The 26845-nt window shown below is 46.7% G+C and carries 29 protein-coding genes; 27 read left to right on the top strand and 2 right to left on the bottom strand.

Features of this window, described 5'->3' with window-relative positions; all coding sequences use genetic code 11:
• The first annotated feature begins 2 nt into the window (after nt 1-2).
• The 10 genes from mreC to AC0THY_RS14400 all read left to right on the top strand — a co-directional run bounded on the left by mreC (nt 3) and on the right by AC0THY_RS14400 (nt 9297).
• The gene (mreC, locus tag AC0THY_RS14445) at nt 3-983 is read left to right on the top strand and encodes a rod shape-determining protein MreC (protein WP_489991304.1); all 981 of its coding nucleotides are present in this window, start codon (nt 3-5) and stop codon (nt 981-983) included.
• A 42-nt stretch (nt 984-1025) separates the two neighbouring features.
• On the top strand, nt 1026-1544 hold the full coding sequence (gene mreD / locus AC0THY_RS14440; RefSeq protein ID WP_489991303.1) for a rod shape-determining protein MreD: 519 nt from the start codon (nt 1026-1028) through the stop codon (nt 1542-1544).
• A complete protein-coding gene (locus tag AC0THY_RS14435; RefSeq protein WP_489991302.1) occupies nt 1537-4461 on the top strand; it encodes a penicillin-binding transpeptidase domain-containing protein in 2925 nt (974 codons plus the stop codon). The genes mreD and AC0THY_RS14435 overlap by 8 nt, the downstream gene beginning before the upstream one ends.
• Before the next feature lie 36 nt (nt 4462-4497).
• Nucleotides 4498-5214, top strand: a complete 717-nt coding sequence (locus AC0THY_RS14430; RefSeq protein WP_489991301.1) for a septum site-determining protein MinC — start codon at nt 4498-4500, stop codon at nt 5212-5214.
• 25 nt (nt 5215-5239) lie between these two features.
• Complete coding sequence (gene minD / locus AC0THY_RS14425; RefSeq protein ID WP_489991300.1) at nt 5240-6031, top strand: septum site-determining protein MinD; 792 nt, start codon at nt 5240-5242, stop codon at nt 6029-6031.
• A gap of 13 nt (nt 6032-6044) precedes the next feature.
• Nucleotides 6045-6296: a cell division topological specificity factor MinE gene (minE, locus tag AC0THY_RS14420; protein WP_489991299.1), complete on the top strand. Its 252-nt coding sequence runs from the start codon at nt 6045-6047 to the stop codon at nt 6294-6296.
• Nucleotides 6265-7368: an FtsW/RodA/SpoVE family cell cycle protein gene (locus AC0THY_RS14415; RefSeq protein WP_489991298.1), complete on the top strand. Its 1104-nt coding sequence runs from the start codon at nt 6265-6267 to the stop codon at nt 7366-7368. Before minE ends, AC0THY_RS14415 begins: the two co-directional genes overlap by 32 nt.
• 14 nt (nt 7369-7382) lie before the next feature.
• Nucleotides 7383-7778 carry a methylglyoxal synthase gene (gene mgsA, locus AC0THY_RS14410; RefSeq protein ID WP_489991297.1) on the top strand — a complete coding sequence of 132 codons (396 nt, stop codon included), beginning with the start codon at nt 7383-7385 and terminating at the stop codon, nt 7776-7778.
• A complete protein-coding gene (locus tag AC0THY_RS14405; protein WP_489991296.1) occupies nt 7762-8799 on the top strand; it encodes a D-alanyl-D-alanine carboxypeptidase family protein in 1038 nt (345 codons plus the stop codon). The genes mgsA and AC0THY_RS14405 overlap by 17 nt, the downstream gene beginning before the upstream one ends.
• A gap of 78 nt (nt 8800-8877) precedes the next feature.
• The gene (locus AC0THY_RS14400; RefSeq protein ID WP_489991295.1) at nt 8878-9297 is read left to right on the top strand and encodes a twitching motility protein PilT; all 420 of its coding nucleotides are present in this window, start codon (nt 8878-8880) and stop codon (nt 9295-9297) included.
• 104 nt (nt 9298-9401) lie between these two features.
• On the opposite strand, the gene AC0THY_RS14395 is transcribed toward AC0THY_RS14400, so the two are convergent.
• Nucleotides 9402-9614 (bottom strand): DUF378 domain-containing protein, encoded by a 213-nt coding sequence (locus AC0THY_RS14395; RefSeq protein ID WP_489991294.1) that lies wholly within the window; start codon nt 9612-9614, stop codon nt 9402-9404.
• Nucleotides 9615-9730: 116 nt separating this feature from the next.
• On the opposite strand from AC0THY_RS14395, the gene AC0THY_RS14390 reads away from it, so the two are divergent.
• The 16 genes from AC0THY_RS14390 to AC0THY_RS14315 all read left to right on the top strand — a co-directional run bounded on the left by AC0THY_RS14390 (nt 9731) and on the right by AC0THY_RS14315 (nt 23871).
• Nucleotides 9731-11128, top strand: coding sequence for a biotin/lipoyl attachment domain-containing protein (locus tag AC0THY_RS14390; protein WP_489991293.1), 1398 nt, complete (start codon nt 9731-9733; stop codon nt 11126-11128).
• An 11-nt stretch (nt 11129-11139) separates the two neighbouring features.
• Nucleotides 11140-11832 carry a YggS family pyridoxal phosphate-dependent enzyme gene (locus tag AC0THY_RS14385; RefSeq protein WP_489991292.1) on the top strand — a complete coding sequence of 231 codons (693 nt, stop codon included), beginning with the start codon at nt 11140-11142 and terminating at the stop codon, nt 11830-11832.
• Between the two features lie 21 nt (nt 11833-11853).
• The gene (locus AC0THY_RS14380) at nt 11854-12444 is read left to right on the top strand and encodes a cell division protein SepF (RefSeq protein WP_489991291.1); all 591 of its coding nucleotides are present in this window, start codon (nt 11854-11856) and stop codon (nt 12442-12444) included.
• A 9-nt stretch (nt 12445-12453) separates the two neighbouring features.
• Nucleotides 12454-13209 carry a YlmH family RNA-binding protein gene (locus AC0THY_RS14375; RefSeq protein WP_489991290.1) on the top strand — a complete coding sequence of 252 codons (756 nt, stop codon included), beginning with the start codon at nt 12454-12456 and terminating at the stop codon, nt 13207-13209.
• 11 nt (nt 13210-13220) lie between these two features.
• A complete protein-coding gene (gene aroB, locus AC0THY_RS14370) occupies nt 13221-14345 on the top strand; it encodes a 3-dehydroquinate synthase (protein WP_489991289.1) in 1125 nt (374 codons plus the stop codon).
• 3 nt (nt 14346-14348) lie between these two features.
• The gene (gene lspA / locus AC0THY_RS14365) at nt 14349-14894 is read left to right on the top strand and encodes a signal peptidase II (RefSeq protein ID WP_489991288.1); all 546 of its coding nucleotides are present in this window, start codon (nt 14349-14351) and stop codon (nt 14892-14894) included.
• Nucleotides 14881-15795, top strand: a complete 915-nt coding sequence (locus AC0THY_RS14360; protein WP_489991287.1) for an RluA family pseudouridine synthase — start codon at nt 14881-14883, stop codon at nt 15793-15795. The genes lspA and AC0THY_RS14360 overlap by 14 nt, the downstream gene beginning before the upstream one ends.
• A 127-nt stretch (nt 15796-15922) precedes the next feature.
• Nucleotides 15923-16552 (top strand): cytidylate kinase-like family protein, encoded by a 630-nt coding sequence (locus AC0THY_RS14355; protein WP_489991286.1) that lies wholly within the window; start codon nt 15923-15925, stop codon nt 16550-16552.
• Entirely contained in the window at nt 16549-16989 is a 441-nt protein-coding gene (dtd, locus tag AC0THY_RS14350; protein ID WP_489991285.1) for a D-aminoacyl-tRNA deacylase, read from the top strand. Before AC0THY_RS14355 ends, dtd begins: the two co-directional genes overlap by 4 nt.
• Before the next feature lie 112 nt (nt 16990-17101).
• Nucleotides 17102-17620 carry an RNA polymerase sigma factor gene (locus AC0THY_RS14345; protein ID WP_489991284.1) on the top strand — a complete coding sequence of 173 codons (519 nt, stop codon included), beginning with the start codon at nt 17102-17104 and terminating at the stop codon, nt 17618-17620.
• Entirely contained in the window at nt 17601-18260 is a 660-nt protein-coding gene (lepB, locus tag AC0THY_RS14340) for a signal peptidase I (RefSeq protein WP_489991283.1), read from the top strand. Before AC0THY_RS14345 ends, lepB begins: the two co-directional genes overlap by 20 nt.
• Before the next feature lie 12 nt (nt 18261-18272).
• Entirely contained in the window at nt 18273-18920 is a 648-nt protein-coding gene (locus AC0THY_RS14335) for an ABC transporter ATP-binding protein (RefSeq protein WP_489991282.1), read from the top strand.
• The gene (locus AC0THY_RS14330; RefSeq protein WP_489991281.1) at nt 18904-19635 is read left to right on the top strand and encodes a hypothetical protein; all 732 of its coding nucleotides are present in this window, start codon (nt 18904-18906) and stop codon (nt 19633-19635) included. Before AC0THY_RS14335 ends, AC0THY_RS14330 begins: the two co-directional genes overlap by 17 nt.
• 168 nt (nt 19636-19803) lie before the next feature.
• Nucleotides 19804-20640, top strand: coding sequence for a CAP domain-containing protein (locus AC0THY_RS14325; RefSeq protein ID WP_489991280.1), 837 nt, complete (start codon nt 19804-19806; stop codon nt 20638-20640).
• Nucleotides 20641-20769: 129 nt separating this feature from the next.
• Entirely contained in the window at nt 20770-21891 is a 1122-nt protein-coding gene (locus tag AC0THY_RS14320; protein ID WP_489991279.1) for a metallophosphoesterase, read from the top strand.
• Between the two features lie 438 nt (nt 21892-22329).
• Entirely contained in the window at nt 22330-23871 is a 1542-nt protein-coding gene (locus AC0THY_RS14315; RefSeq protein ID WP_489991278.1) for a flotillin family protein, read from the top strand.
• A gap of 58 nt (nt 23872-23929) precedes the next feature.
• Here the strand turns inward: AC0THY_RS14315 and AC0THY_RS14310 are convergent, their stop codons facing one another.
• Complete coding sequence (locus AC0THY_RS14310; RefSeq protein WP_489991277.1) at nt 23930-25240, bottom strand: MATE family efflux transporter; 1311 nt, start codon at nt 25238-25240, stop codon at nt 23930-23932.
• Between the two features lie 448 nt (nt 25241-25688).
• Here AC0THY_RS14310 and AC0THY_RS14305 point away from each other — a divergent pair, with 448 nt between their 5' ends.
• Nucleotides 25689-26843: an aldo/keto reductase gene (locus AC0THY_RS14305; RefSeq protein WP_489991276.1), complete on the top strand. Its 1155-nt coding sequence runs from the start codon at nt 25689-25691 to the stop codon at nt 26841-26843.
• Nucleotides 26844-26845: the final 2 nt, after the last annotated feature.

The following is a 26845-nucleotide window of genomic DNA, read 5'->3' as shown; positions in this document are numbered from 1 at the left end:
TCATGAAAAAGAAATTTAACGATTCCATGAAAAGTAAATATATACTGGTACTGATTACACTCCTGTGTGCAGTGTTAATTGTACTGTCTTTTGTCACAGACACCTCCTCAGGCCCTTTGAGTTATGTGGCGGGATATGTGATTACTCCCATACAGAATGGAATGAATACTGTGGGGAACTGGATTGCCGATAAGGGCGCCTTTTTCCAGAGCTCCACAAATCTGGTGGAGGAAAACAGACAGCTCCAGAGTGAGGTGGATGAACTCACTGCGCAGAACAGTCAACTGCTGCAGGACAAGGAGGAACTGGACAGGCTTCGGGAGCTGTATGATCTGGATCAGCAGTATGATGATTACGAAAAAGTCGGCGCCAGAATCATAGCCAAGGATACGGGAAACTGGTATAACGTCTTCACCATTGACAAGGGGTCCAATGACGGCGTCATGGTAAATAACAATGTGATTGCCGGAGGCGGCCTTGTGGGAATTGTGACAGAGGTGGGGCCCAAATGGGCGACCGTCCGCGCGATCATAGATGATTACAGCAATGTGAGCGCTACCGTCACATCCACCTCCGACAACTGTATTATTGCGGGAAATCTTGAACTGATCGATGAAGGAAAGATCAGCCTGGTAAAACTGACGGACGCGGATGACAAGGTAACTGTTGGCGACAAGGTTGTCACCTCTGATGTCAGCAACCGGTTTTTACCGGGTATTTTGATTGGATATATCAACGAAATCGGGATGGATTCCAACAATCTGACAAAGTCAGGGACAGTTACACCCGTGGTCGATTTCCGACATCTCCATGAGGTGCTGGTGATTAAACAGTTAAAAGAGATTGACGATGCCCAAAAATCCCTGGATTCCCAGGCAGAAACGGAAACAGAGATGTCCGTGGAGACTGAGACTGGGAATAATCAGCCAAGTGAATCAGAGACAGAGACCCAGACGGAGAGTGCGCCGGAGGGCCAGGAATAGCGGGAGAGGGAAGAGAAGAGGAGAAAAGATAAGGAGGAAACCATGAAACGAAGAATTGTCATGATCATACTGGTGCTTCTGTGCTTTCTACTGCAAAGCACCGTTATGCCTGCCATTTCCATAGCCTCCATAGCCCCCAACTGCCTTCTCATACTCACGGTATCCTTTGCACTTATGCGGGGGAAGAAGGAGGGAATGTTTGTAGGATTTTTCGGAGGTCTTCTGATAGATCTGTTCTTTGGAAATGTTTTGGGATTTTATACGCTTCTATACACGTATGTTGGGTATGTGAACGGATTCTGCTATCACATCTTTTATGATGATGATATAAAAATGCCGATTCTATTGATTGCCGCCAGCAATCTGGCATGCAGTATCCTTACGTATGTGTTTCAGTTTCTGCTGCGGGGGAGAATCGACTTTTTCTTTTACCTGAAACGCATCATTATACCTGAAGTCATATACACAATGATACTCACCATGCTGTGTTACAGGCTGTTATACAAACTAAACCGTAAACTCGAGAAAGCAGAACAAAGGAGTGTTGATAGCTTTGTTTAAATACATCAAAGAGAAACTTCAAAAAGCCGCCCAGTCCAGAATGTTCATCCTTATTGCAGTCTTTGCGATACTTGCGTTTATACTGATTCAAAAGCTTTTCAATCTCCAGATTATTAATGGAGAGGACTATCTGACAAACTTTACCATGAGTATAAAAAAGGAGCGCACGATCAAAAGCACCAGAGGCGAGATCTATGACCGGAATGGGAAAGCCCTGGCTTACAATAAGCTGGCTTATTCCGTGACCTTTGAGGACAGCGCATCCTACGGCACTATGCGTGATAGAAATCTGGAGCTGAACAGCAGTATGTACGGTCTGCTGCGGGTGATTGAAGACAACGGAAACAGTATACTTACGGATTTCGGGATTACTCTTGATAGCAGCGGTAACTATTCCTTTACGAGAGAGGGCGTCAATCTTCTGCGCTTCAAGGCGGATATCTACGGTCAGGCCTATGTGGAGGACTTAAAGGATGAGGAGAGAAACGCCACTGCCGAGAAAATGATTGAAGACCTGTGCAGCAAAGAGTGGTATGGAATCTTAAATCCCGACTACACGGAGGAGGAACTGGCAAGTAAAGGGCTTCCCAGCCAGTCCGAGATGGACAAAGAAACCATCTTAAAGCTGGTGATCATGCGAAGCAAGGTGGCTGCAAACAGTTACCAGAAATATATGACCACCACCCTGGCCAAGGATGTAAATGAGGAGACTGTCGCCATCATAATGGAGAACAAGGACGTGTACCCAGGCGTGGATGTGGTGGAGGATTCCATCCGCGTTTACGATGACAGCATTTATTTTGCCCCCATTTTGGGCTATACGGGTCAAATCTCCCAGGAAGAGCTGGCTGAACTCAATAAAAGCGGTTCAGAGTATGACAACAATGATATTGTAGGAAAATCCGGCCTGGAACAGACCTTTGAGAATGAGCTCCAGGGTGTGGACGGCTCGGAAACCCTCTACGTGGACAACCTGGGAAAGGTGCTGCGCAAGGATTCTGAGGTAGCCCCTCAGGCGGGGAAGGATATCTATCTGACCATTGACAGGGATCTTCAGATGGCCTCCTACAAGATTCTGGAGCAGTATATTGCTGGAATCGTCTATTCCAATATGATTGATGAAAAAGAGTTTAACAAAGAATGGATCAATTCATCGGATGAGATAAAGATTCCTGTATACGACGTATATTACGCTCTGTTTGAAAACAATGTGCTGGATGCCAAGCATCTGGCTTCCGATGAGGCCAGCGACAATGAAAAGCGGGTTTACCAGTCCTTCCTTGCAAAAGAGGAAGCGGTATTTGCCGAGATCAAAGACATGCTGACTACCGACAACCCTGTAGCCTACAAGGATCTTGAGGGGGATGAGTGGAAGGCATATCAATCGTACATTGTCAATAATATGCTGATCACTGCAACCGGGATTTTGAATGAAGACGCCATCGACAAATCAGACGCCACCTATAAGGCGTGGACGACAGATGAATCCATCAGTATGCAGGAATATCTCACCTACGCAATCTCTAAGGGATGGCTGGATGTGAGTAAGATTGAACTGGATACCAAGTATCTGGACACCAGGGAGATCATGGGCGCCCTTGCGGATTATATCGCTGAGTATCTGACCCAGGATGACAGCTTTAGCCGTCAGGTATACAAATATATGATTCAAAATGAGACTATCAGCGGGGCAGAGGTGTGCCTGCTGCTCTTTGACCAGGGAGTTTTGGAGATGAACGAGGAGGACTACAATCAGCTCTCCTCAGGAGGGGTCAGCGCCTATGACTTTATCCGCTCAAAGATTTACACCCTGGAGATCACACCCGCGCAGCTGGCCCTGGAGCCGTGTACCGGTTCTGTGGTCATCACAGACCCTGACAGCGGGGATGTTCTGGCCTGTGTGACCTATCCCGGATATGACAACAACCGGCTGGCCAATGATATGGACTCCGATTATTACACAAAGCTGAATCAGGACAAATCGAGTCCGTTCTACAATAAAGCCACCCAGGAGGTAACTGCTCCTGGTTCCACCTTTAAGATGGTGACAGCCACCGCGGGAGTGGAGGAAGGGGTTATCAGTATCTACGACACAGTAAACTGCGTGGGTAAGTTTGAGCTGGCAGACCCGCCCATAAACTGCTGGATTCACTCAGATACTGCCGGGGGACAGCACGGTCCTCTTTCAATGGTGAATGCTATTAAAGAATCCTGCAACTTCTACTTTAACACAGTAGGGTATCTGCTGGGAAAAACCGGGGAGGGCGAGGAAGACTTCAGCGATTCCCAGGGTGTGGAACGGCTCACAAAATATGCGGATATGTACGGATTTGATGCCACCTCAGGCATTGAGATCAGCGAGACGGCTCCCCATATCGCCACCAAGGACCCGGCCCGTTTTGCAATGGGACAGTCTGACCACACCTTTACCACCACACAGCTGGCCAGGTATGTGAACACCATAGCGAACGGGGGGACGTGCTTTGACCTGACGTTGCTGGACCGGATCACAGACTCCCAGGGAAACACTCTGGACCAGCCGGAGCCGGTGGTTCACAACCAGCTTGAGCTTCCCTCAGACCTCTGGGACACCATCCATCAGGGTATGGCCGCTGTGGCCAACAACAACTCTGTCCTCAAGGATATGAGCACCACGTACAGGTTCCAGATGGCGGGTAAAACGGGTACGGCCCAGGAGCAGACAGACCGGGCCAATCATGCACTGTTCGTAGGGTATGCACCCTATGAAAATCCGGAAATGTCTATCGCGGTCCGCATCACAAACGGATATTCCTCCAAAAATGCGGCCTCTGTGGCAAGAGATATAGTGAAATACCGCTTTGACCTGCAGAACGAAGCTGAGATTATCAGCGGAAACGCAGTGGTAGTGGAGGGCGGAAACACGGTAACAGACTAAAATTTACGGGCCCTGTTAGGGCCCACTGGAGGCAATATGAACCAAAACTCAGTTATTATCAAAAGCAATAAGTATGGGCTTATTGTGATACTGGATGATAAACTACCCTTCCAGGAACTGCTGCTGGACATTGCGGACAAGTTTAAGGAATCTGCAAATTTCTTCAAGAACGCCAAGATGGCTGTGAGCTTCCGGGGTAGGATACTGACAAAACAACAGGAAAAAGAAGTGGTTCAGACCATTGTGAACAGTTCAGGTATCCATATACTGTGTATTGTGGATGAGGCCAAGGACCATGAAGAGTACTACCGCCAGGCTGTGGAGCTGGCCATGGAGGAGGAGCAGGCCAGAGACGGCCAGTTTTACCGTGGGACCCTGAGGGCAGGTCAGGTACTGGAGACGGAGACAAGCGTTGTGATTCTGGGAGATGTAAACCCAGGGGCCAATGTGGTCTCAAAGGGAAATATTGTAGTGCTGGGTTCCTGCAGGGGGAATGTATATGCAGGAGCCACTGGAGACAGAAACTGTTTCGTAGCTGCGCTGGTGATGAAACCACTGCAGGTACGGATTGCCGATAAAATTGCCAGAAGTGCAATTACCAAGCGTGTGGATACCGGGGAGTACAGCATTGATCCCAAGATCGCATATGTGAAGGATGATCATATTTATGTCAAACCGATTTCACAGGATACCTATCATGACATTTCCATGGAGGGCGAAGAAACACAGGATAAGAAGGCAGATGGCCAATAGGGAATGATACAGGAGGACAGGTAGAATGAGTGAAGTAATTGTAGTCACATCGGGAAAGGGAGGCGTGGGAAAAACCACTGCCACCGCCAACTTGGGAACAGGACTGGCACAGCTGAATAAAAAAGTGGTGCTGATTGACACAGATATCGGACTGCGAAACTTGGATGTGGTGATGGGGCTGGAGAATCGGATTGTTTACAATCTGGTGGATGTAGTTGAGGGAAACTGTCGCAGAAAGCAGGCGCTGATCAAGGATAAGAGGTATCCCAATCTGTATCTGCTGCCCTCAGCCCAGACCAGGGACAAGACAGCAGTGACACCGGAGCAGATGATCAAGCTGACGGAGGAGCTGCGTGAATTTTTCGACTATATTATCCTGGACTGTCCGGCGGGGATTGAGCAGGGATTCCGCAATGCCATTGCCGGAGCAGATAGAGCCATTGTGGTGACTACCCCGGAGGTTTCCGCTATCCGGGATGCGGACCGCATCATCGGGCTTTTGGAGGCCAATGATATTAAAAAGATAGAGCTTTTGATCAACCGTCTGCGCATGGACATGGTGCGCAGGGGAGACATGATGTCCGTGGAGGATGTGGTAGACATCCTGGCTGTCAATCTCATTGGGGCAGTGCCCGATGATGAGAGTGTGGTAATCTCCACCAACCAGGGCGAGCCTCTGGCAGGAGACAGCTCAATGGCTGGACAGGCTTATTTTAATATCTGCCGAAGGCTTACCGGCGAGGCCGTACCGCTGATGGATTTTCAGAGGTCCAATTCACTGTTTCACCGGGTAACCGGATTATTCAAGAAAAATTGAGAGGGATGGCAGTTTGAAAAGATTCCGTGTATTTCTGAACAAAAATTCTGGAAGTATTGCCAGAGAACGGCTCAAGACCGTTGTCTTGTCAGACCGGCTCGGCTGCACCCCGGAGATGACGATGCAGATAAAACGGGACATCAGGCGTGTCCTTGCGAAATACCTGGAATTAGATAAAGTAGATGTCAAAGTGCGTTTAGATATTACAACAGAAGTAGGGCAAGGTGTAAAGAATGTTAAAACAATACAAATTAAAGGATTATAATTTCAGACTGATTATCTGGATAGTGGCTCTGTCTATACTGGGGATCATGGTAATCGGAAGCGCCAACAGTTCTTTCCAGCTCAAGCAGTTGGTAGGTCTGGGCCTTGGAATCGCGGCTATGGTCATTGTCTCTCTGATTGACTATTCCTGGCTTTTGAATTTCTATTGGATCTTCTATGTAGCGGGAATTGCCATGCTGGCCCTTGTGCCAGTGGTGGGAAAGAATGTCAACGGGGCAACCAGGTGGATTGACCTGGGGTTTTTCCAGTTTCAGCCCTCGGATGTGATGAAAATTATCCTGATTATGTTCTTTGCAAAGCTCTTTTCAAAATACGAAGAGAAGATCAGTAAAATCAGAATTATTCTGTTATCTCTGGTCTGCCTTGGAATTCCCCTGGTATTTATTGAATCCCAGCCGGATTTGTCCACGACAATTGCGATTGCTCTTGTATTTTGTGCAATGATTTTTATTGCAGGCTTGAGTTATAAAATAATAGGTGGTATTATTGTTGTAGCGATACCGGCAGTGGTGATCTTTTTCAGTATTATCCTGCAGCCGGGACAGACATTGCTGGAAGATTATCAGTTGGACAGAATCTTAGCCTGGCTAAAGCCTACAGAATATGCCACAGAGGCTTATCAGCAGCAAAACTCAATCATCGCCATAGGCTCAGGGCAGCTCTACGGCAAGGGTCTGAACAATAACATTGTTTCCTCCGTTAAAAACGGCAACTTTATTGCAGAGCCGCAGACGGATTTCATTTTCGCTGTGGCAGGGGAGGAATTGGGATTTCTGGGATGCTGTATAATCATTATTCTGGAACTGGTGATTGCTGTGGAATGTGTGCGCATGGGAAAAAAGGCCCGGGATCTGTCGGGGTCACTGATATGCTGCGGATTGGCGGCTCAGATCTTTTTCCAATGCTTTATGAATATCTGCGTGGCCACAGGGTTGCTGCCAAATACTGGTCTTACGCTTCCGTTTGTGAGCTATGGCATTACATCACTGGTCAGCTTCTTTATCGGGATCGGTGTGGTTTTGAATATCGGACTTCAGGTACGAAAATATTGACAGGGGGATCTTGTATGAATATTGGTTTAGTTGCACATGATGCAAAGAAGAAATTGATGCAGAATTTCTGCATTGCCTACAGGGGGATTTTGACAAAACATACCCTTTATTCCACCGGCACCACAGGGCGTTTGGTGGAGGAGGTGACAAATTTGAATATACACAAATATCTGGCCGGGCATTTGGGGGGAGTACAGCAGATGGCTGCCCAGATTGAGAATAATGATATTGACCTGGTGATCTTCTTAAGAGATCCCTTATCGCCGAAGAGACATGAGCCGGATGTGAAAAATATTTTCCGCATCTGTGATATGCACAATATCCCTCTGGCTACCAACCTGGCTACGGCGGAACTGCTGATCAAATCCCTGGAACGAGGAGACTTAGAGTGGCGTGAGATGTACAAGTAATGAGCGGGGAAGCAACCGCAGAAAACGAGAGCAGAGAGCAGCGCACTGGATGCTTGTTCTGATTCTGTGCCTTGTCATCATATTGGGTGCAGTAGTCTGGATCTTATTTTTCAGGACACCAAATGTGACTTTGACGAAAAACTATGATAAAACAGATCCTGTCTTTGGCATTGGAAAGATTGCCCTGGAGAATAATGTGGCAAATTCCTTCGCTTCGGATTTATGTGTGTCCAATGAGGATATTGCCATGGAGGGATTGGATGTGGGAGCGGCCTCCGCGGCGATTTTTGATGAGGAGAACAAAGAGGTAATCTACGCCAAGGGGTTGCATGAGAAGAGATACCCTGCCAGCCTTACAAAGATTATGACGACCTTAGTTGCCCTGAAATATGGAAATTTAGATGAGATGATTATTGTGGGACCGGAGTGCAAGGATATTGAGACAGGTTCCTCTGTCTGTGAAATCCAGATCGGGGATCAGCTCACTTTGAAACAGCTGCTTTACGGCTTAATGATCAATTCCGGAAACGATGCAGCCATGACCATCGCAGTACACATTGGCGGAACAGTGGAAGAGTTTGTGAATATGATGAACCAGGAAGCTGAGAGAATCGGGGCTACAAACACGCATTTTATGAACCCGCACGGCCTTCAGGATGAGAATCACTATACCACAGCGTATGATGTCTATCTGATGTTTCATGAGGCGCTCAAATATGAAGTGTTTCAGGATATAATCAGCAAACACTCCTACTATGCCACATACAGTGACGCCCAGGGAGAGGAAACCAGTATTATGTGGGAGTCTACAAACCACTATTTTATCAATGAGGCTACGCCGCCCTCCGATGTCCTAGTTTTTGGAGGAAAAACAGGTACAACCAGCGAGGCAGGAGCCTGTCTCTGTCTATACAGTAAAGACAAATATGGAGATCCTTTTGTGACTGTCATTCTGAAATCTGAGACGAAAGAGAGTCTGTATGAAGAGATGAATGAATTATTGTCTAAAATCAACAAATAACAGTTGTTTTTTTTCTAATAATACACTATAATTGTACATATAATACTTGTGTCGCAAAGACTGAAGGAGGAGATTACAATGATACAGATTATCGCAGGCAGAAAAGGAAAGGGAAAAACAAAACATTTACTGGATAAGGTTAATTCAGAGATCAAATCCGCTCACGGAAACATTGTTTACTTAGACAAGAGCGTTAAGCACATGTATGAATTAAATAATAAGGTACGTTTGATTAATACAAGTGAGTATCCGATTACAAACAGTGATGAGTTTATTGGATTTGTGTACGGAATTTTATCTCAGGACAATGATTTGGAACAGATGTACTTGGACAGCTTTCTAAAGATCGCAAAACTGGAGGACCAGGATATTGATTCTACATTAGCCCGGTTGGAGAAAGCGGGAGAACTTTATGGGGTTACTTTTGTATTGAGTATTTCCCTGGATGAAAACGAATTGCCTGAAGCATCAAAGTCAAAGGTTATTATCTCATTGTAATACATACACAAAAGCACACAGATACAGGAAGCCAGCCGCGGGCAGACTTCCTGTATACTGAGGCAAACAAAGCCAGAGATCGCTCTCTGGCTTTTGTTGGGAGTTTAGTTGTCACCCATCTTGACGATTCTTCCGTAGGTGCTGATCATATACAGTCCTGCAAGGCCTACCAGCGCATAGATGATTCTGGAAATCCAGCTCATATTGCCAAACAGGAAGGCAACCAAGTCAAATTTAAAGAAACCGATTAAGCCCCAATTGACAGCTCCGATGATCACGAGTGTTAAACAAGTGTAATCTAATCCTTTTGTTCCCATATTCTATTCCTCCTTATATGATCTTTCTCTATTTTTTCCAATTGTATGGATTTTATGCAAACCTAGTTGTAGGATTTCTGCGGACGTGGTAAAATATCCCGATAGGAGGAGTTGCTTTGAGTGTAAAAAAGAAAAACAGTAAAATTGTAAAATATAGACGCTTCCCACTTTTCAATATTGGTACCGTTATGTTTGGGATTCTGTTTGTGTATATGATTGTTTGCCTGATCATGTATCTGACGTCTACACATATCACTGCGTATGAAGTGACGGCAGGGCCTCTTTCGGGAAACTACCGTTACACGGCCCTGGCGGTGAAGTCGGAGAAGGTTGTGACAGCATCCCAGTCCGGGAGTGTGAGCTACTATGCCAGAGAGGGCACAAAGGTTGGCAAGGGAAACAATGTCTGCTCTGTGGATGAGAGCGGGAAGCTGGCGGAGGCAGTGGCCAGCGCTTCTTCAGGGGATGCCAGTGATATGGATAGTTCCTCCCTCTCCAAGATCCGGGGAAGCATGTCCACCTTTGCCTCAAATTTTGACAAGGAATCCTACCAGGCAGTCTATGAGTTTAAGGCGGACATGGAGAGTAGCATCTTAGAGATGGCAAGTGACCAGCTGCTCTCCAATTTGGAAGAAATGCAGGGTACGTCTTCAGCCCTGGTGAATCTATGCACAGCACCCCAGGAGGGGATCGTGGTCTACTCCACGGACGGGTATGAAAACCTTCAGGCCGAGGAAGTGACCTCAAGTGACTTTGACCAGAAGGACTATCAGAAAACAGGGCTTCGCCTGAACAAGACAGTGACCAGCGGCCAGCCGCTCTATAAACTGCTCACAGATGAAAACTGGTCTCTGGTCATTCCACTGAATAAAAAAATGGTGACAGAGCTGGCAGACAAGAGTACCGTCAAATTCCGCTTTTTAAAGGACGACACCACATTTACTGCAAACTTCAGCGTTATACAGAATGGGGACTCGTACTTCGGCAAACTGGATATGAAGAATTCTCTGGTACGATACGCTTCCGACCGTTTTTTGGATATAGAATTGATTCTTAACAGAAAATCCGGATTGAAGATCCCAAATTCAGCGATTGTGAAGAAGAGCTTTTATAAAATCCCCAAAGAGTTTGCCTCCTATGACGAGGAGAATCCCAAGGAGATCGGACTTTTGAGGGAGAGCAATGACAAGAAAGGGAACGCTGTCACGAAATACATTACAGCGACTGTGTATGATGAGACAGAGGATGCTTTCTTTGTGGATGTAAGCCTGTTTTCCGAGGGAGACTGTGTGATCAAAAAGGATTCTGTGCAGAAGTATACAGTTTCAGAATCTGAATCCCTGGAAGGAGTCTACAACATAAACAAGGGGTATGCCGTTTTTCGGGAGATAAAAGTGATTGATGAAAACGAGGAGTACTGTATTGTGGAGGAGGGCGCCACGTTTGGACTGTCCCAGTATGACCACATCGTGCTGGACGCATCCACAGTGCAGGTAGAAGATATCGTATATTAGAGGAGGAGACCATGATCAGAGAAAATTTGATGGCAGTGGAGGAGAGGATTTGCGAGGCGTGCAGGAAAAGCGGAAGAAAGCGGGAGGAGGTCACTTTGATTTCTGTGAGCAAGACAAAGCCCGTCTCCATGATAGAGGAGGCATACTCCGCAGGCAGCCGGGACTTTGGGGAGAATAAGCCCCAGGAGCTCAAGGATAAATACGGTCTTCTGCCAAGAGACATTAAATGGCATATGATTGGGCATCTTCAGAGAAATAAAGTGAAGTACATCATTGATAAAGCGGCCATGATTCACTCAGTGGATTCCGAACGTCTGGCAGAGACGGTGAATACGGAGGCTCAGAAGCACAGCCTGGTAATGCCCGTTCTTGTGGAGGTAAACGTTGCCAGGGAAGCGTCTAAGTATGGAATCTTTGAGGAGGAAGCGCTACCATTTATTGAGAAGGTTTCCAGGCTTCCCCATATCCGTGTGTGTGGGCTGATGACGATAGCCCCCTTTGTTGAAAATGGTGAAGAAAACCGCGTTTTTTTTGAAAAATTAAGAAAATTATATGTTGACATCAAAAGCAAAAACATTGATAATGTTAATATGTGTAATCTTAGCATGGGTATGACAGGAGACTATGAGGCCGCGATCAAGGAGGGTGCGACCATGGTAAGAGTCGGGACCGGAATTTTCGGTGAAAGACAATACAATATTTAGTAGTATAGATAGGAGATAACAATGGGAGTTTTGGATAAATTTTTGAATGCCATGAAGCTGAATGACGACGACGGATTTGACGATGACGATTTCCTGGATGATGAGATAGATGACTACGAAGAGGAGCGTCCCAAAAAGCGCCTGTTTAAGAAGCTGGAGGATGAAGACGACTACGATGATTACGGCTATGAAGAGATGCCGGACCGCAGGAGTAAGCCACAGCAGAAACAGCAGCCAAAGCCAAGGCAGAAGCAGAGCACGTCCCAACAGCAGACAAGCAGCAAGATATCTCCCATGCGTCCCCGCAAAACAGGCGGCAGCGGCATGGAGGTCTGTGTGATTAAGCCACATTCCATGGAGGATGCCAGAGAGATCACAGAGACACTTTTGGCGAACTGCACAGTTGTATTAAATATGGAGGGACTAGATCTGGATATTGCGCAGAGAATCATTGATTTCTCTTCTGGATCTTGTTACGCTATCAACGGAAACCTTCAGAAGATCAGCAGCTACATCTTTATTATCACCCCCGCTTCGGTGGATGTTTCCGGAGATTTTCAGGAGATTTTAAGCGGGGCTTTTGAGGTGCCCTCTATTCACACCAATTTTTAGGACAAGCGTATGGAAAAGTCGGAAGAATTATTTCAGAAGCGGCTGATGGATTTAGCTGACAGTGCCATGAAAAGGGGCATTGTAACCTTTACAGATTTTATGAATTTGAATGAATTAAATATCTTTCATAGCATGATACAAAAGTTTTCCTATATTCAGTGGAAAACTTTTGGCGGTTATGAAGCAGCAGAGCGTCAGACGGCAGCCTTTATTCCTGATGCTCTTTATTATGAGTGGGATTTTCCAATTGCATGTCTGGAAATCAGTCCCTTAAACATTAAATTTGCGGATGCTTTGACCCACAGGGACTATCTGGGGGCTCTTTTGAATCTGGGTATTGAGAGAGATATGCTGGGGGATATTCTGGTGGACGACAAACGGGCTTATGTGTTTGTCATTGACAGAATGCAGGATTTTATATCAAAGGAACTCACCAGAGTCCGCCACACTCCGGTTGTCTGCAGGGAGAGGAAACTGCAGGAATTTGATGTACCCATAAAGACAGAAGTGATTGCCGGCAGCGTGGCCTCTGTGCGCCTGGACAGCATTCTGGCCCTGGCCTTTCATTCTTCCAGGAGCAGCCTGGTGGGGTTGATCGAAGGGGGAAAGATCTTTGTAAACGGGAAACTGGTGGTTTCCAATGGATATACGCTGAAGGAAGGGGACATCGTATCTGCAAGGGGTCTGGGGAAATTCCGCTACAAACAGGCTGTCTATCGAACAAAAAAGGGGCGCTGTATGGTGGAAATTGAGAAATATGTATAAAGGAGATAACAATGGGAAAAGAACAGGAACGGATGTGTATTCCAGTGACAAAAGACGGGAAACCGGCTTACCGTATATATCTGGAGGAGTCCTTTGAAAAACTGCCGGACTGCCTTGCGTCTTTAGAGCCGCGCGGCCGCAAAGTATGTATTGTGACGGACAGCAGTGTGCATGAACTCTATGGTGAGGAAATGGAGAACCTGATCTCCCCTCTCTGCAGCAAGGTGACGGTATTTGTATTTCCGGCTGGGGAAGCCAGCAAGACCCTGGATACAGTAAGAGACCTGTATGAGCATTTGATTCTGGAGCACTTCGAGAGAAAAGATATGCTGATCGCTCTGGGCGGAGGCGTGGTGGGGGATCTGACGGGTTATGCTGCCGCCACCTATCTCAGAGGCATTGACTTTGTCCAGGTTCCCACCACACTGCTCTCCCAGGTGGACAGCAGCATTGGCGGAAAGACCGGGGTGGATTTTGACAGCTATAAAAACATGGTGGGAGCCTTTCACCAGCCTAAGCTGGTCTATATGAATGTGTGCACCTTGCAGACTCTATCCGACGAACAGTTTTTCTGCGGCATGGGAGAGATTTTGAAGCATGGTCTGATCAAGGATGCAGCTTACTATGAATGGACCATTGAACATATGTCAGATATACGTGAAAGGGAGGTTTCCACACTCAAGAGGATGATTTCCCGCAGCTGTGAGATCAAGAGAGCTGTTGTTGAGAAAGATCCCATGGAAAAGGGGGAGAGGGCCCTGCTGAACTTTGGACATACCATAGGACACGCCATCGAAAAGCGGATGGGTTTTCAGCTTCTGCACGGCCAGTGTGTTGCCCTGGGCTATGTGGCTGCTGCCCATATTTCCTATAAGAGAGGATTGCTATCCAAAGAAGAGTTCTATGAGATAAGAGATATGAATGTGGGATTTGACCTGCCGATTTCGATCACAGGGCTTGACACAGAGGCTGTTCTGGCAGCTACCAAGTCAGACAAAAAGATGGAGGCAGGACAGATCAAATTTGTCTTGTTAAAGGGAATTGGCCATGCCTATATTGACAAGTCTGTGACAGACCAGGAAATCCGGGAGGCCATTGAATTTCTAAATGCAGATATGACTAAGGAGAACAGATAGCATATGGAGAAAAGCAAGGTATCGGCAAAACAGGTGATATTCGGGCTGGTCATGACCGCAGCGCTGGTGGCATTTGATCAGGTGACAAAATGGTGGGCAGTCACAAATTTAAAGGACCAGGCTCCCATTGTCTGGATCAGAGGCGTGTTTGAGCTGCAGTATCTGGAAAACAGAGGAGCCGCTTTTGGACTGATGCAGAACCAGAGATGGCTGTTTCTGCTCAGTGTGGTGGTGGTGATGATCATTGTTGGGTATTGTTTTTACCGTTTGCCCGGCGACAAGCGGTATTCTCCTCTCAGGGCGATCTGCATCGCCATGTCTGCCGGAGCTCTGGGAAATATGATAGACCGGATTGCAAACGGTTTTGTGGTGGATTTCTTTTACTTTTCGCTCATTGATTTCCCTATCTTTAACATAGCGGACATCTATGTGACCCTTTCAGCCGTATTCCTGATATTGCTGGTGCTGTTTTTTTACAAGGAGGAGGACTTTTCCTTCCTTGTGTCCAAAAAGAAAAAAACTCCGGGAGATACAGATGGAAATCATTAAGTTTTATGTAGAAGAGACACATGCAGGCGTACGCATTGATCGATACTTGTCTGAGATCATGGAAGATTATTCCCGCTCTTACCTTCAGAAACTGCTGAAGGAAGGGCGGATTTGTGTAAATGGAGTTCCTGTGAAAGCCAGCTGCAGGGTGGAGGCGGGAGAGGAAATACAGGTGGAGATTCCAGAGGCCCAGGTTCCGGAAATCCTGGCGGAAGACATACCGCTGGACATCCTCTATGAGGACGAGGACTTGTTAGTGGTCAATAAACCCAAGGGAATGGTGGTACATCCCAGCGCAGGCCATTACAGCCATACTCTGGTTAATGCTCTGATGTATCACTGCGCGGGAAATCTCTCCGGGATCAACGGAATACTAAGGCCCGGAATTGTACACAGGATAGATATGGATACCACAGGGTCTCTGCTGGTATGCAAAAATGACTTTACTCACAACGCCATAGCAGATCAGCTCAAGGTGCACTCTATCACCAGAAAGTACAGAGCAATTGTGCATGGGATAATAAATCAGGAAGAGGGAATCGTCGATGCTCCCATTGGCCGTCACCCCACTGCGAGAAAGAAAATGGCTGTGAATGATAAGAACGGAAAAGATGCCGTCACCCACTATAGGGTACTGGAGAGATTCCGCCAATTTACGTATATAGAATGCCAGCTCGAGACCGGAAGGACACACCAGATCAGGGTCCATATGGCGAGTGTACACCATCCACTGCTGGGAGATGAGGTATATGGATCGGCCAGGTGCCCCTACAAGCTCCAGGGCCAGACTCTGCACGCCCAGGTTCTGGGCTTTGTGCATCCCAGAACCAACACCTACATGGAATTTGAAGCTCCGCTGCCAGAATATTTCCAGGATCTTTTGCGAAAATTACCACGCTAAATTGTACGAAAATAGTGTACATTTCGAGAAAGTTATTGTATAATAAAGCATATCAGATGTATAAGGAGTGCAGGTGGGATCAGGACAGTAAAAAGATCTGCATTCTGATAGAAAGGACGTGGAGTATATGGCTTGTAAAACAATTATAACGATTGGAAGACAATATGGAAGTGCCGGACGTGAGATCGGTGAGAAACTGGCCAGTGAGCTGGGGATAAAATGTTACGACAAGGAGCTTTTGGAGCGGGCCGCGGAAGAGAGCGGTATGTGTAAGGAACTATTCGAGAATCACGATGAAAAGCCTACCAACAGCTTTCTCTATTCTCTTGTGATGGATACCTACTCCGGGGGATATTCCTCGGCTGCATTTACGGATATGCCCATTAACCACAAAATTTTCTTGGCGCAGTTTAACGCAATCAAAAAGATAGCGGAGGAAGGTCCCTGTGTGATGGTGGGAAGGTGCGCGGATTACGCACTGTCAGATTATCCCAACTGTGTTTCCGTATTTATTTACGCTGATTTGGAAAGTAAGGTAAAGCGTATCATGAATAAATACGATCTCTCAGAGGCAAAAGCAAAAGAAAAGATTATTAAAACAGATAAAAAGCGCGCCAGCTACTACAATTATTATTCCAGCAAAAAGTGGGGGGAGGCCACCAGCTATAACCTCTGTATTGACAGCAGCGTATGCGGTATTGACAATACGGTGCAGCTCATCAAAAAGTTCGTGGAACTGAAAGAGGCTGGGAAATGAAGTTTGTGATACAGAGAGTGACCAGAGCGTCTGTGACAGCGGAAAACCAGGTGATCGGGAGTATTGGAAAGGGATTTCTGGTTTTAATCGGAGTCGGACAGAACGATACCCGTGAAAATGCGGATGCGCTTGTAAAGAAAATGGTGGGCTTGCGTATCTTTGAGGACAAAGCGGGTAAAACAAACTTGTCTTTGAATGATGTGGACGGCGGACTATTGCTGGTTTCCCAGTTTACGCTGTATGCCAACTGCAAGAAGGGAAACCGTCCCAGTTTTACGGAGGCTGGTTCTCCGGAATTAGCCAAAGACCTGTATGAATATATCATTGAGGCTTGCAGGGAACATATTCCGGTTGTTCAGACAGGAATATTTGGCGCTGAGATGAAGGTGGAGCTGTGTAATGACGGCCCCTTTACCATTCTTTTAGAAAATGAATAGAGTACTGTGGAGTGAGCCAATCTTTTTCGGATTGGCTCATTTTTAAATTTATTGTAACCTTTTGCTGTTTATGGGCACTAATAAACAGAGACTTTGCGGAAAGGGGAGAGGAATGCGGGAATTTCAGGAAATATACGAGACATACAACCAGCACATATTCCGCTATCTGTTAAAAATCACAGATTGCAATAGGGATCTTGCTGAGGAGCTGACTCAGGAGACCTTTTTTCAGGTCTACCTCTCCCTGCCCAGATACCGGGGGGAATCCGGTATGCTGACCTGGATTTGCTCCATTGCAAAACATGTGTGCTATAAACATTACAAAAAGAATCCAAGAACCGTTTCCCTAGACATAAATGCGCCCCAGATTTTAGAGATTGCCAGTCTGAAGCCCCAGCCGTTGGAGGTGGTGGAGCAAAGGGAAATTTCCGCTTTTATCATTGAAAAAATAATGAGGATGAAGCAAAAATACAGGGATGTTTTGATATACAGGCTGTTTTTTGAATTGTCTTATCAGGAGATTGGAGAACTCATGAGGGTGAAGGAAAACTCTGCAAAAGTCTTATTTTTCAGAGCAAAAGAACAGGTTCGCAAGGAGGTGGCGAGAGTATATGATAAAGACAGGGAGTGAATGTCCGCTGATCCGGGATATCTGTGAGATTTACAGGGAAAAGAGAGTCAGTACCCAGACAAAGGCGTACGTTAAGGCTCATCTCGCTGTATGTAACCAATGCAGGGAGTATTACCAGGAGCAGGAGAACAGTGTAAAAGCAGATGCAGAGCGGTCAAGGTATGCCAGGATCGCAAAAAAAATACGGAACCGCAGAATTTTGCTGCTCCTGTTGGTAATGGCATTGGTAGCCGGAAGTTTTACTGCGGCATTCCAGACATATCAGGTGGTTTCCATTTCAGGTAGTTGTATGGAGCCGAATATGCACGATGGGGAGAAATATATCTTAAACAAGTGGGCTTATAAACTGGGAAACCCAGAGAAGTACGATGTAGCCATATACAGAAAGGATGGCATCTACTACACCTCCAGAATATATGCACTGCCGGGGGAGGAGGTTTCCATTGAGCAGGGAAAAATCTATGTGGACGGTATGCAGACAGAATCTTTTACTAATCTTCCAGACTCTTTGCGCATGTCACCCACAGAGCTTGGAAGGGAGGAATATCTGCTGATTACAGACAATTTTCTGCAGTCTGACCAGGGGTGCCGGATCGTCTCAAAAAGGGATATCGTCGGGAGAGTATGGCTTACACGATAAAGGAGGATAAAAGTGAACCATTTAGTTGAACTAAAGCAAATCACAAAAAGATACGGCTCCAGATATATATTAAAGGAGACGGACCTGAATATTGACCAGGGGCAATCCATTGCCTTTATAGGGAGAAATGGCTCCGGAAAAAGCACACTGCTGAAGATACTTTCCGGATTGGTGAGACCCTCCGGGGGAACGGTTAGCTACTGCGGTAAACCACTGTTTCACTACATACCGGAACACTTTCCTAAATTGAATCTCACTGCCCACCAGTATCTGAGAGCGATGGGAAGGATAGACGGCATTACAGAGGGGGAGTTTACGAAGCGGTGCCAGGAGTTGCTGTGCAGCTTCTATATGGAGGATATGGCAGAGACGCCAATGAAATATTTATCAAAAGGGACTCTGCAGAAAGTGGGAGTGATCCAGGCACTTCTGAAAATCCCGGATATACTGATATTGGATGAACCGCTTTCCGGACAGGATGTACAGTCCCAGGAGATGTTTGTAAAGCTCATGAAAGAACTGAATCAAGGCGGGATGACCCTGGTCATGGCCTGCCATGAGAAATATTTAGTTGAACAGCTGGCACAAGAGGTTTACCAGATTGACCAGGGATGTATAAAAATGCAGGGAGGAGACATAACCGTTGAAAACCATGATTGAACTCACAAAATACCACGGTCATTCCTACTTAAAGTCAAACAAATATGTAATGCCACTGGCCGTCTTTTTTGTTCTGCTGTACGTTAACTATTCTATAATCCCATTGAGGGTGATTGACAGCTTCTGCATTTCCTGTGTCTATGCGTTTATGATTATGGTATGGGCGGGAATCGGATACAATGAGTCAGAGCCTCTGATTTCACGGCAGATCCTAGTGCTGAGAGTTCAAAGTGCGTCCAGATATTACATAAGTGACAGTGCGTTTTTATTACTGCTGGGATTCGGAGTCAGTCTCCTTGGAATTGGCTTTCCAATTGTACAGAATTTAGCGAACAACGGAAATGTATTTTTGAGGCCATTGACTGCTGCTGATCTGATTGGTTCCTTTTTTCTCCTCTGGGCAAGCACCTTTGCGGGAGGTGCGGTGGGAACTCTTTTCCATCCAGAAGTGCTGACGGACAGGAGGATTGCCGTGGTTTTGACAGTGCTCTTTGCCCTACTGGCTGTTGTCAAAACCGGCATTGCAAAAGAAGTCCCCACCCTTGAGGCAGTTCTCTGGATTTTTCCGCCAGTTGCAGAGCTTTCCTCAGATTTTGCTCTGCAGGAGACCTATCGGTTTGGGGAAGTGGCTGTTGCAGTGGGACGTCTAAGTGTATACAGTATATTTGTGACAGGGGTGAAGATCTGTATACTGAACAGAAAAAAATTTACATGAGGTAAATAGCAAAAAAGTTTACGTAATATAATTATGTAAATAAAATAAAGCCTGGAAATGTCAGGAAGGGTGACCAGTATTTGTGTGTGTTATTTTGGTATTGGCTGTGGTAGGATATAAATGTAACAATTATGAAATAAATTTGTAATAATTCAAAAGGAGGAAACAATGAAAAAAACAGCATTTATTGCCATGGCAGCTATCACAGCCCTTACAGGAGTAGGTACCGTCTCTATGACTTCAGAGGCCGCAGGAAGTTATCCAAAAGGCAAGGTTTACATAGTGAATCAGAATAGCCCCGAGTGGCAGAAAATGAAGGATCAGTTGGAGAAATGGGGTGTATCCGCAGACGATATTCTGAACAGTCTCTGCCCTGATCTTCCATCCACCGATGTCCCTGATACAGAGAAGCCTGAGAGCCCGGATACCGAAGTTCCGGACACAGAGAAGCCTGAAATCCCGGACACGGATGCACCAGAGACTCCAGACACGGATGTGCCAGAGCCAGAGACCCCCGAGACTCCGGACACGGATGTACCAGAGACTCCAGATACGGATGTGCCAGAGAAACCCGAGACTCCAGATACCAATCCTCCGGAGACAGAGAAACCAGAAACTCCGGATTCTGAATCAAGCTTTGCAGAACAGGTGGTCAAACTGGTGAATGTAGAGCGGGCTAAAGAGGGACTTTCCCCTCTTCAAATAGATGACAAAGTAGTCAAAGCAGCCCAGGTCAGAGCAAAGGAGATTGAAAAATCATTTGCGCACACCAGGCCCAACGGAAGCAGCTTTAGCACCGCGCTGCAGGAACAGGGGGCTGTCTACCGCGGCGCAGGCGAGAATATTGCCTGGGGCCAGAGAAGTCCGGAACAGGTGATGGAGGGCTGGATGAACAGCCCGGGACACAGGGCCAACATTCTAAATGCAAACTACAAGTATATTGGTGTAGGTCACTATCAAAACAGTTCCGGAACCAACTACTGGACCCAGTTGTTCACCTATTAATGTATTACCCGAGAAATACTTTTAAGGCTGTAGATCTTAAAAAATTATTAAATTAGAAAACAACCTTGCCTTGGAGTGGACTTTAAGTGTTATTATAAGATAAAGTTAAACACGAAAAGGAGCCTAAGCATGTATTTTATCTATTTTGCAGTGCCAGCCCTATTCATGATTCCTGTAGGAATCTACCTGTTTTATTATCTGCGCAGGGCAGCAGAAAGTTCCCATATGAACATTGAGAGAAGGGCTGCGAAGGCTGTCCTGATCATCTTGAGCGTTGTGCTGGTCATACCGGCAGTTAACATCTGGGGCTTCTGGGCAGTGGTGATCCTGCACTGGTTTGGATTTGCCCTGTGTATGGAAATTCTGAACGGCATTGTAAGAAAAGTACAGGAAAGGTCAAAAAAGAATATGTGGAATCTCATCTACCGCAGCGGTCTGGTGCCTGTATTGGCTGCTGCTGTGGTATTGGGATACGGCTATTGGAACATGGGAAATATTGTGGAGACAGACTATACGGTTGAGACTCAAAAAGCCATACGAAGTGAGGGGTACCGGATTGCAATGATATCAGACCTGCACTTTGGGACAACCATGGGGAAGGAAAAGCTTAAGGAATACTGCCTCAGGATTGGGGAAACAGCACCGGACATGGTGGTCCTGTGCGGGGATATTGTTGATGAAAAGACTACCATGGGAGAAATGCAGGAAGCCTTTGAAACCCTCTCATCCATCTCCAGCCCTCTGGGAATCTTCTATGTATATGGCAATCATGATCAGTCCCATTATTCATCTGATCCTTATTTTACGGCGGCTGAGCTGGAGGAAACGATCCGCAGTAACGGAATTCAGATTCTGGAGGATGAGACTGTTCAAGTTACAGAGGATATGGCAATCGCAGGCAGAAAAGACAGATCCTCTTACCTGTTGGATGGCCGTGTAGATGCGGGAACATTGCTTGGAAACACAGACAAGGATGATTTCTTGATTCTCGCGGATCACCAGCCGGTGGAGCTGGAGGAAAACAGGAGGGCCGGGTACGACCTTCAGATTTCCGGGCATACTCATGGAGGGCAGATCTGGCCTGTGGGTTTAATCTGTGATGTGCTGGGATTTGGGGAAGTGAACTATGGGGCCCTCAAAATGGATTCCATGCAGGTAATTGTCTCGTCTGGTATTGCCGGCTGGGGCTATCCGGTCCGCACGGGGCATCATTCAGAGTACGTAATTGTGGATATTGTTCCAGGGGAGTGAGAGCGTTTTGTATGGGAAACCGTTCAGACGGGTCAGAGCTGCCAACGCCCGAGTGACTGTATTCTGGAACCTAGAACTTCCTCAAAGCATGTTTGCAATTCGCCCGGATGGTACATGCTTACGGCAAAAAGAAACGTAAACTATTATTACTTGTCTTCACAGATATTGTTAAAAAAATAACAAAATATTATTGACTTTTTTTACATTAAATGATATATTTATAGTTAATAAAAGGGAGTAGCCTAACCGAAAGGTGATTCGAGATCGTCAGAACGATGGCCGGCATCCGTATCGAATGAGATGTGCGAGACTTTTATTGTAGTATAGCTGCTGTGATAAGGGTCTTTTTTCATACCTAAAAATCCATAGCAGCTTGGCAAAGGCAGCAATAGAGCGCTCAAATGTTGTGATTCTAATTATAAACAAGGAGGAAAGAGTATGGAATTTATAACAGGTAATCTAGGGATTTTTATTGGAATTGCAGTCGTGCTAATTGTTTTGATTCTCGTGATTGCCACAGGATATGTAAAGGCGCCGCCAGATACGGCATTCATCATCTCAGGTCTGAGAAAGAAGATTGTCATAGGGAAAGCCAGTGTGAAGATCCCTGTTTTAGAACGGCTGGATAAACTGAGTCTGAAACTGATTCCCATTGACGTCAAGACATCCAGCCTGGTGCCCACTGCAGATTACATCAATATACAGGTGGATGCAGCGGTGAATGTGAAGATCAGCAGCACAAAGGAGCGCTTAAATCTTGCGGCAGAGAATTTTCTGAACCAGAATACCCAGTATATAGCCCAGGTGGCAAGGGAAGTTCTGGAGGGAAATATGCGTGAGATTGTTGGGCGCATGCGGCTGGAGGAAATGGTAGGTGACCGTCAGAAATTCGCAAATCTGGTCAAGGAAAATGCAGAGCCTGATCTCGCAGCCATGGGTCTGGACATCGTCAGCTTTAATGTTCAGAACTTTACGGACAGCAACGGAGTGATCGACGACTTAGGTATTGACAACATTTCGCAGATCAAGAAAAAGGCGGCGATTGCCAAGGCGGAAGCAGAAAAGGAAGTGGCTGTAGCCAAGGCAGAAGCGGACAAACAGGCAAACGACGCCAGAATCAATGCAGAGCGGGAAATCGCGATTAAAAACAACGAGCTGGATATCCAGAAGGCAGATTTAAAGAAAACAGCGGACACAAAGAAAGCGGAAGCGGATGCGGCATATGCGATTCAGAAGGAAGAGCAGAGAAAGACCATTGAGGTGACAGCAGCCAACGCAAATATTGCTAAGGAAGAGAAATCGATTCTTCTGAAGCAGAAGGAAGCTGAGGTTATGGAAAAGTCTCTGGATGCCCAGATTCGTAAGAAAGCGGAAGCAGAACGTTTCGAGCGCCAGCAGAAGGCAGAGGCAGAACTCTTCGAGAGACAGAAGGATGCGGACGCTAAAAAGATTGAGATTGAAAAGAGCGCAGAGGCGAAACGCTTTGAGATGGAGCAGGAAGCCCAGGCGCAGAAAGCCAAAGCTGAGGCTGACCGCTTTACCAGGGAGCAGGAGGCAAAAGGTATCAAGATGGTGGGCGAGGCAGAAGCGGAGGCCATACGGGCAAAGGGTTTGGCAGAGGCAGAGGCCATGGAGAAAAAGGCTGAGGCTTACCAGAAATACAACAATGCAGCCATGGCTGAGATGCTGATCAAGGTTCTTCCTGACATTGCAGGAAAGATCGCAGAGCCTCTGACCCAGATTGATAAGATTACCATTATCGGCGGGGATGGAAATGGTGTGGACTCTGTTTCCGGAAACGTTCCGGCAGTGATGGCTAAGCTGTTTGAGTCTATGAAGGACACTGTAGGCATTGATCTGGGCGAGATTATGAAAGCAAATACATATGATGCAAAGGTCAACAGGAATATCAATATAACGGGTGTAGAAGATCCGGATACAGCCCTGGTTGCTGCGGCAGCAGAAGGGTTGAAAGAGTAAGTTTCAGAGGCTGAGGGCAAATGCTCCCAGCCTCTTTTCACGGGGACTGTCGGAAATTTCACGAGAGTTCTCTGGTATACCTGCGTATCAGGTAAATGACGGCCGCAGCCACGATGACCTCGGTAACAGGCATCGCAAACCAGAGAGCATCCGCACCCAACATGACGGGCAGTACCTGAATCAGAATGCCGCTGACGATCAATCCTCTTGTCAGAGAGACAAAAAAGGAGGCCAGAGGCTTTAGCAGCGACTGAAAATAGTAGGTTGAAAAGATATTCAGGGGCAGCAGGAGAAAGGACAGTCCATAGCTCCTTATAATAAACGGAGCTATATGAATTACCTCCTCTGTCGGCGCCATAAAAATACGTATAAAACCATTTGGGAAAGCAAACATAAGCAGGGTCCAAATGATGCTGAAAAAGCAGGTGGCACAGAGGGCATATTTTAACGTCTGCTTGATCCGAGTTCCTTTCCCAGCCCCAAAGTTGATGGAGATGATTGGCTGTGCAGCCTGGCCTACACTGTATGCACAGCACTGGACAATGGTACTGATATTTACAATCACGCCGTATACAGACAGTGCATCCGTTCCTGCATATCTCATGATTTGCCGGTTAAACAGCATGGTAAGTATCCCCATTGCAATATCAATGAAAAATGTAGAGAAACCGGTGGTAAATATTTTTTTCAGTTTTAGAACCAAATGCTCTGGCCATGCAAATTTCAGCGAATTTTGAGCGGAGCTAAAGTGCAAAAGCATAACCAAAAAGGTGATGAGTGCTCCAAGAGCGGTGGCCAATCCTGCCCCCATAATACCCATATCCATGGAAAAGACAAAGTAATAGTCTCCAAACACATTGAAGATGCCGCCGGCCAGAACTGCGGCAGTGGCCAGTCCGGGGTGATTGTCATTTCTCAAAAAGGCTGCCAGCATCTGATTAAACAAAAACAAGGGCACAGCAAACTTGACTGGGAACAGATACTGTTTTGCCAAAGGCAAAAGTGTCTCTTCCGCTCCGAATAGCTCCAAAAGCTGTGTATCAAAAAAGGCAATGCCTGCCCAACTTACAGCAGCCAAAATAAGAGTGCTTATAAGGGCAGCAGAGAAGTACTCGTCCTCTTTTTTCCCCTGCCCCCTGGCGGTTCCAAACAGCACGGAGCCGCCCACTCCTGTCAGGAGACCAAGGCTGTAGATAATATTCCAAACCGGCGCCACCACTGCAAGTGCAGCGGTACCGCTGGGCCCCTGGTACTGTCCGACCATAGCCATATCCACGATGCCGTAGACTGAACTGATCAATGCGCTGCCAAAGGCTGCGCTCAGATATCTAAAATAGGTTGTTTTTACGTTTCCATGTAGCAGATCCACTGCTTTTTCCTCCTCCACAGATATTTGCTCATAAAAAAGAATCCTGCGCGCAGGATTCTCCGCCTGCGGCGGGGCTGCCCCGGCAGCCGTCTTCCGCTCCGCCGCAGTGTGATCCCGCCCGGAGGGCTTTTTATATCATAGGGAATTCCGAAGGACTTTCCTATGATATAAAAAAGAGCTGGAAAGAAAACAGGCATTTCAGCCTGTCACCTTATCCAGCTCATCATTTCTAAAGGAATGATTTACCCTCCGAGTGAACGTTTATAGTATAATATAAGAGATACCATTCGTCAATAAAAAAATATTGACTTGGACCTGACTCCAGGTGGTATGATAGAGATGAAAGGCTTTAGACACGTACCTGTTAAGGTATGATTTGTTACATTCTAAAAAACCAGAAAGGAAGAGCTGCACACAGCGGTTGGGCGGGCAGCGTATGAGGTGTACCATGGAATACAGGACACTTGGAAGAACAGGAATAAAGGTCAGTGCAGTCGGCATTGGCGGAGAGGGATTTGAAAACAAAAGCTATGAGCAATGTCAGGAGATCCTTGATGCGGCAATGAGGGAAGAAATTAATTTTATTGATATCTATAATTCCAATCCACAGGTGCGCAGCCATGTGGGAAAGGCTCTGTCCAGATATGAGCGGAGCAGCTTTGTGGTGGAGGGGCATCTCTGCTCCATGTGGGAGGACGGCCAATACCGCCGGACCCGGAATATCAGGGAGGTTCGGGAAGCTTACGGGGATTTTTTAAAGCGGATGCAGTTGACCTATGTGGATGTGGGAATGATACACTATGTGGATGACGAAAAGGATTTTGAGGGGATCTTCAGCGGGGAAATCCTGGAATATGCGCTGGAATTAAAGAAGAAAGGGATCATTCGCAGCCTTGGGATGTCTACGCACAATCCGGACATTGCAGGCAGGGCAGTAAAAACAGGCCTCATCGATGTGATCCTGTTCAGTATCAATCCGGCATATGATATGCTGCCGGCCAGCGAGGATGTGGACATTCTCTTTGAGGAGAGTACATATGCGGACAGAACTTACCAGGGAATCGATCCAAAGAGGGCCAGGTTGTATCAGACCTGTCAGAATGAGGGGGTGGCCCTGACAGTTATGAAGGGTTATGGGGCAGGAGTGCTTCTGGATGACAGACAGTCCCCGTTTGGCAAAGCTCTCACCCCGGTCCAGTGTATTCACTACTGTCTGACCAGGCCTGCAGTGGCCTCCGTTATGGTAGGCGCGGCCAGTGTCCGTGAAGTTGAGGCGGCAACGGCCTACTGCAGCGCTGATGAGAAAGAGAGAGATTACAGCCCAGTACTGGCCGGTGCTCCAAGGAGTTCTTTTGGGGGACACTGTATGTACTGCGGCCACTGTGCGCCCTGCACTCAGAAAATCGATATCGCCATGGTTAATAAGTATCTGGATCTGGCAGCCATCCAGCCTTCTGTTCCGGAGACTCTGCAAAATCATTATGAGCTTCTGGAACATCATGCCGGGGAGTGTATCGCATGTGGGGCTTGTATGAAAAACTGTCCCTTTGGCGTCCCCGTAATCGACAAGATGAGACAGGCTGCAGAACTTTTTGGCAGGTAGAA

The sequence above is a fragment of the Ruminococcus sp. 8Y-12 genome (assembly GCF_058119865.1).
The sequence above is the reverse complement of the archived record's forward strand: the minus strand, read 5'-3'. Positions and strand labels throughout refer to the sequence as shown.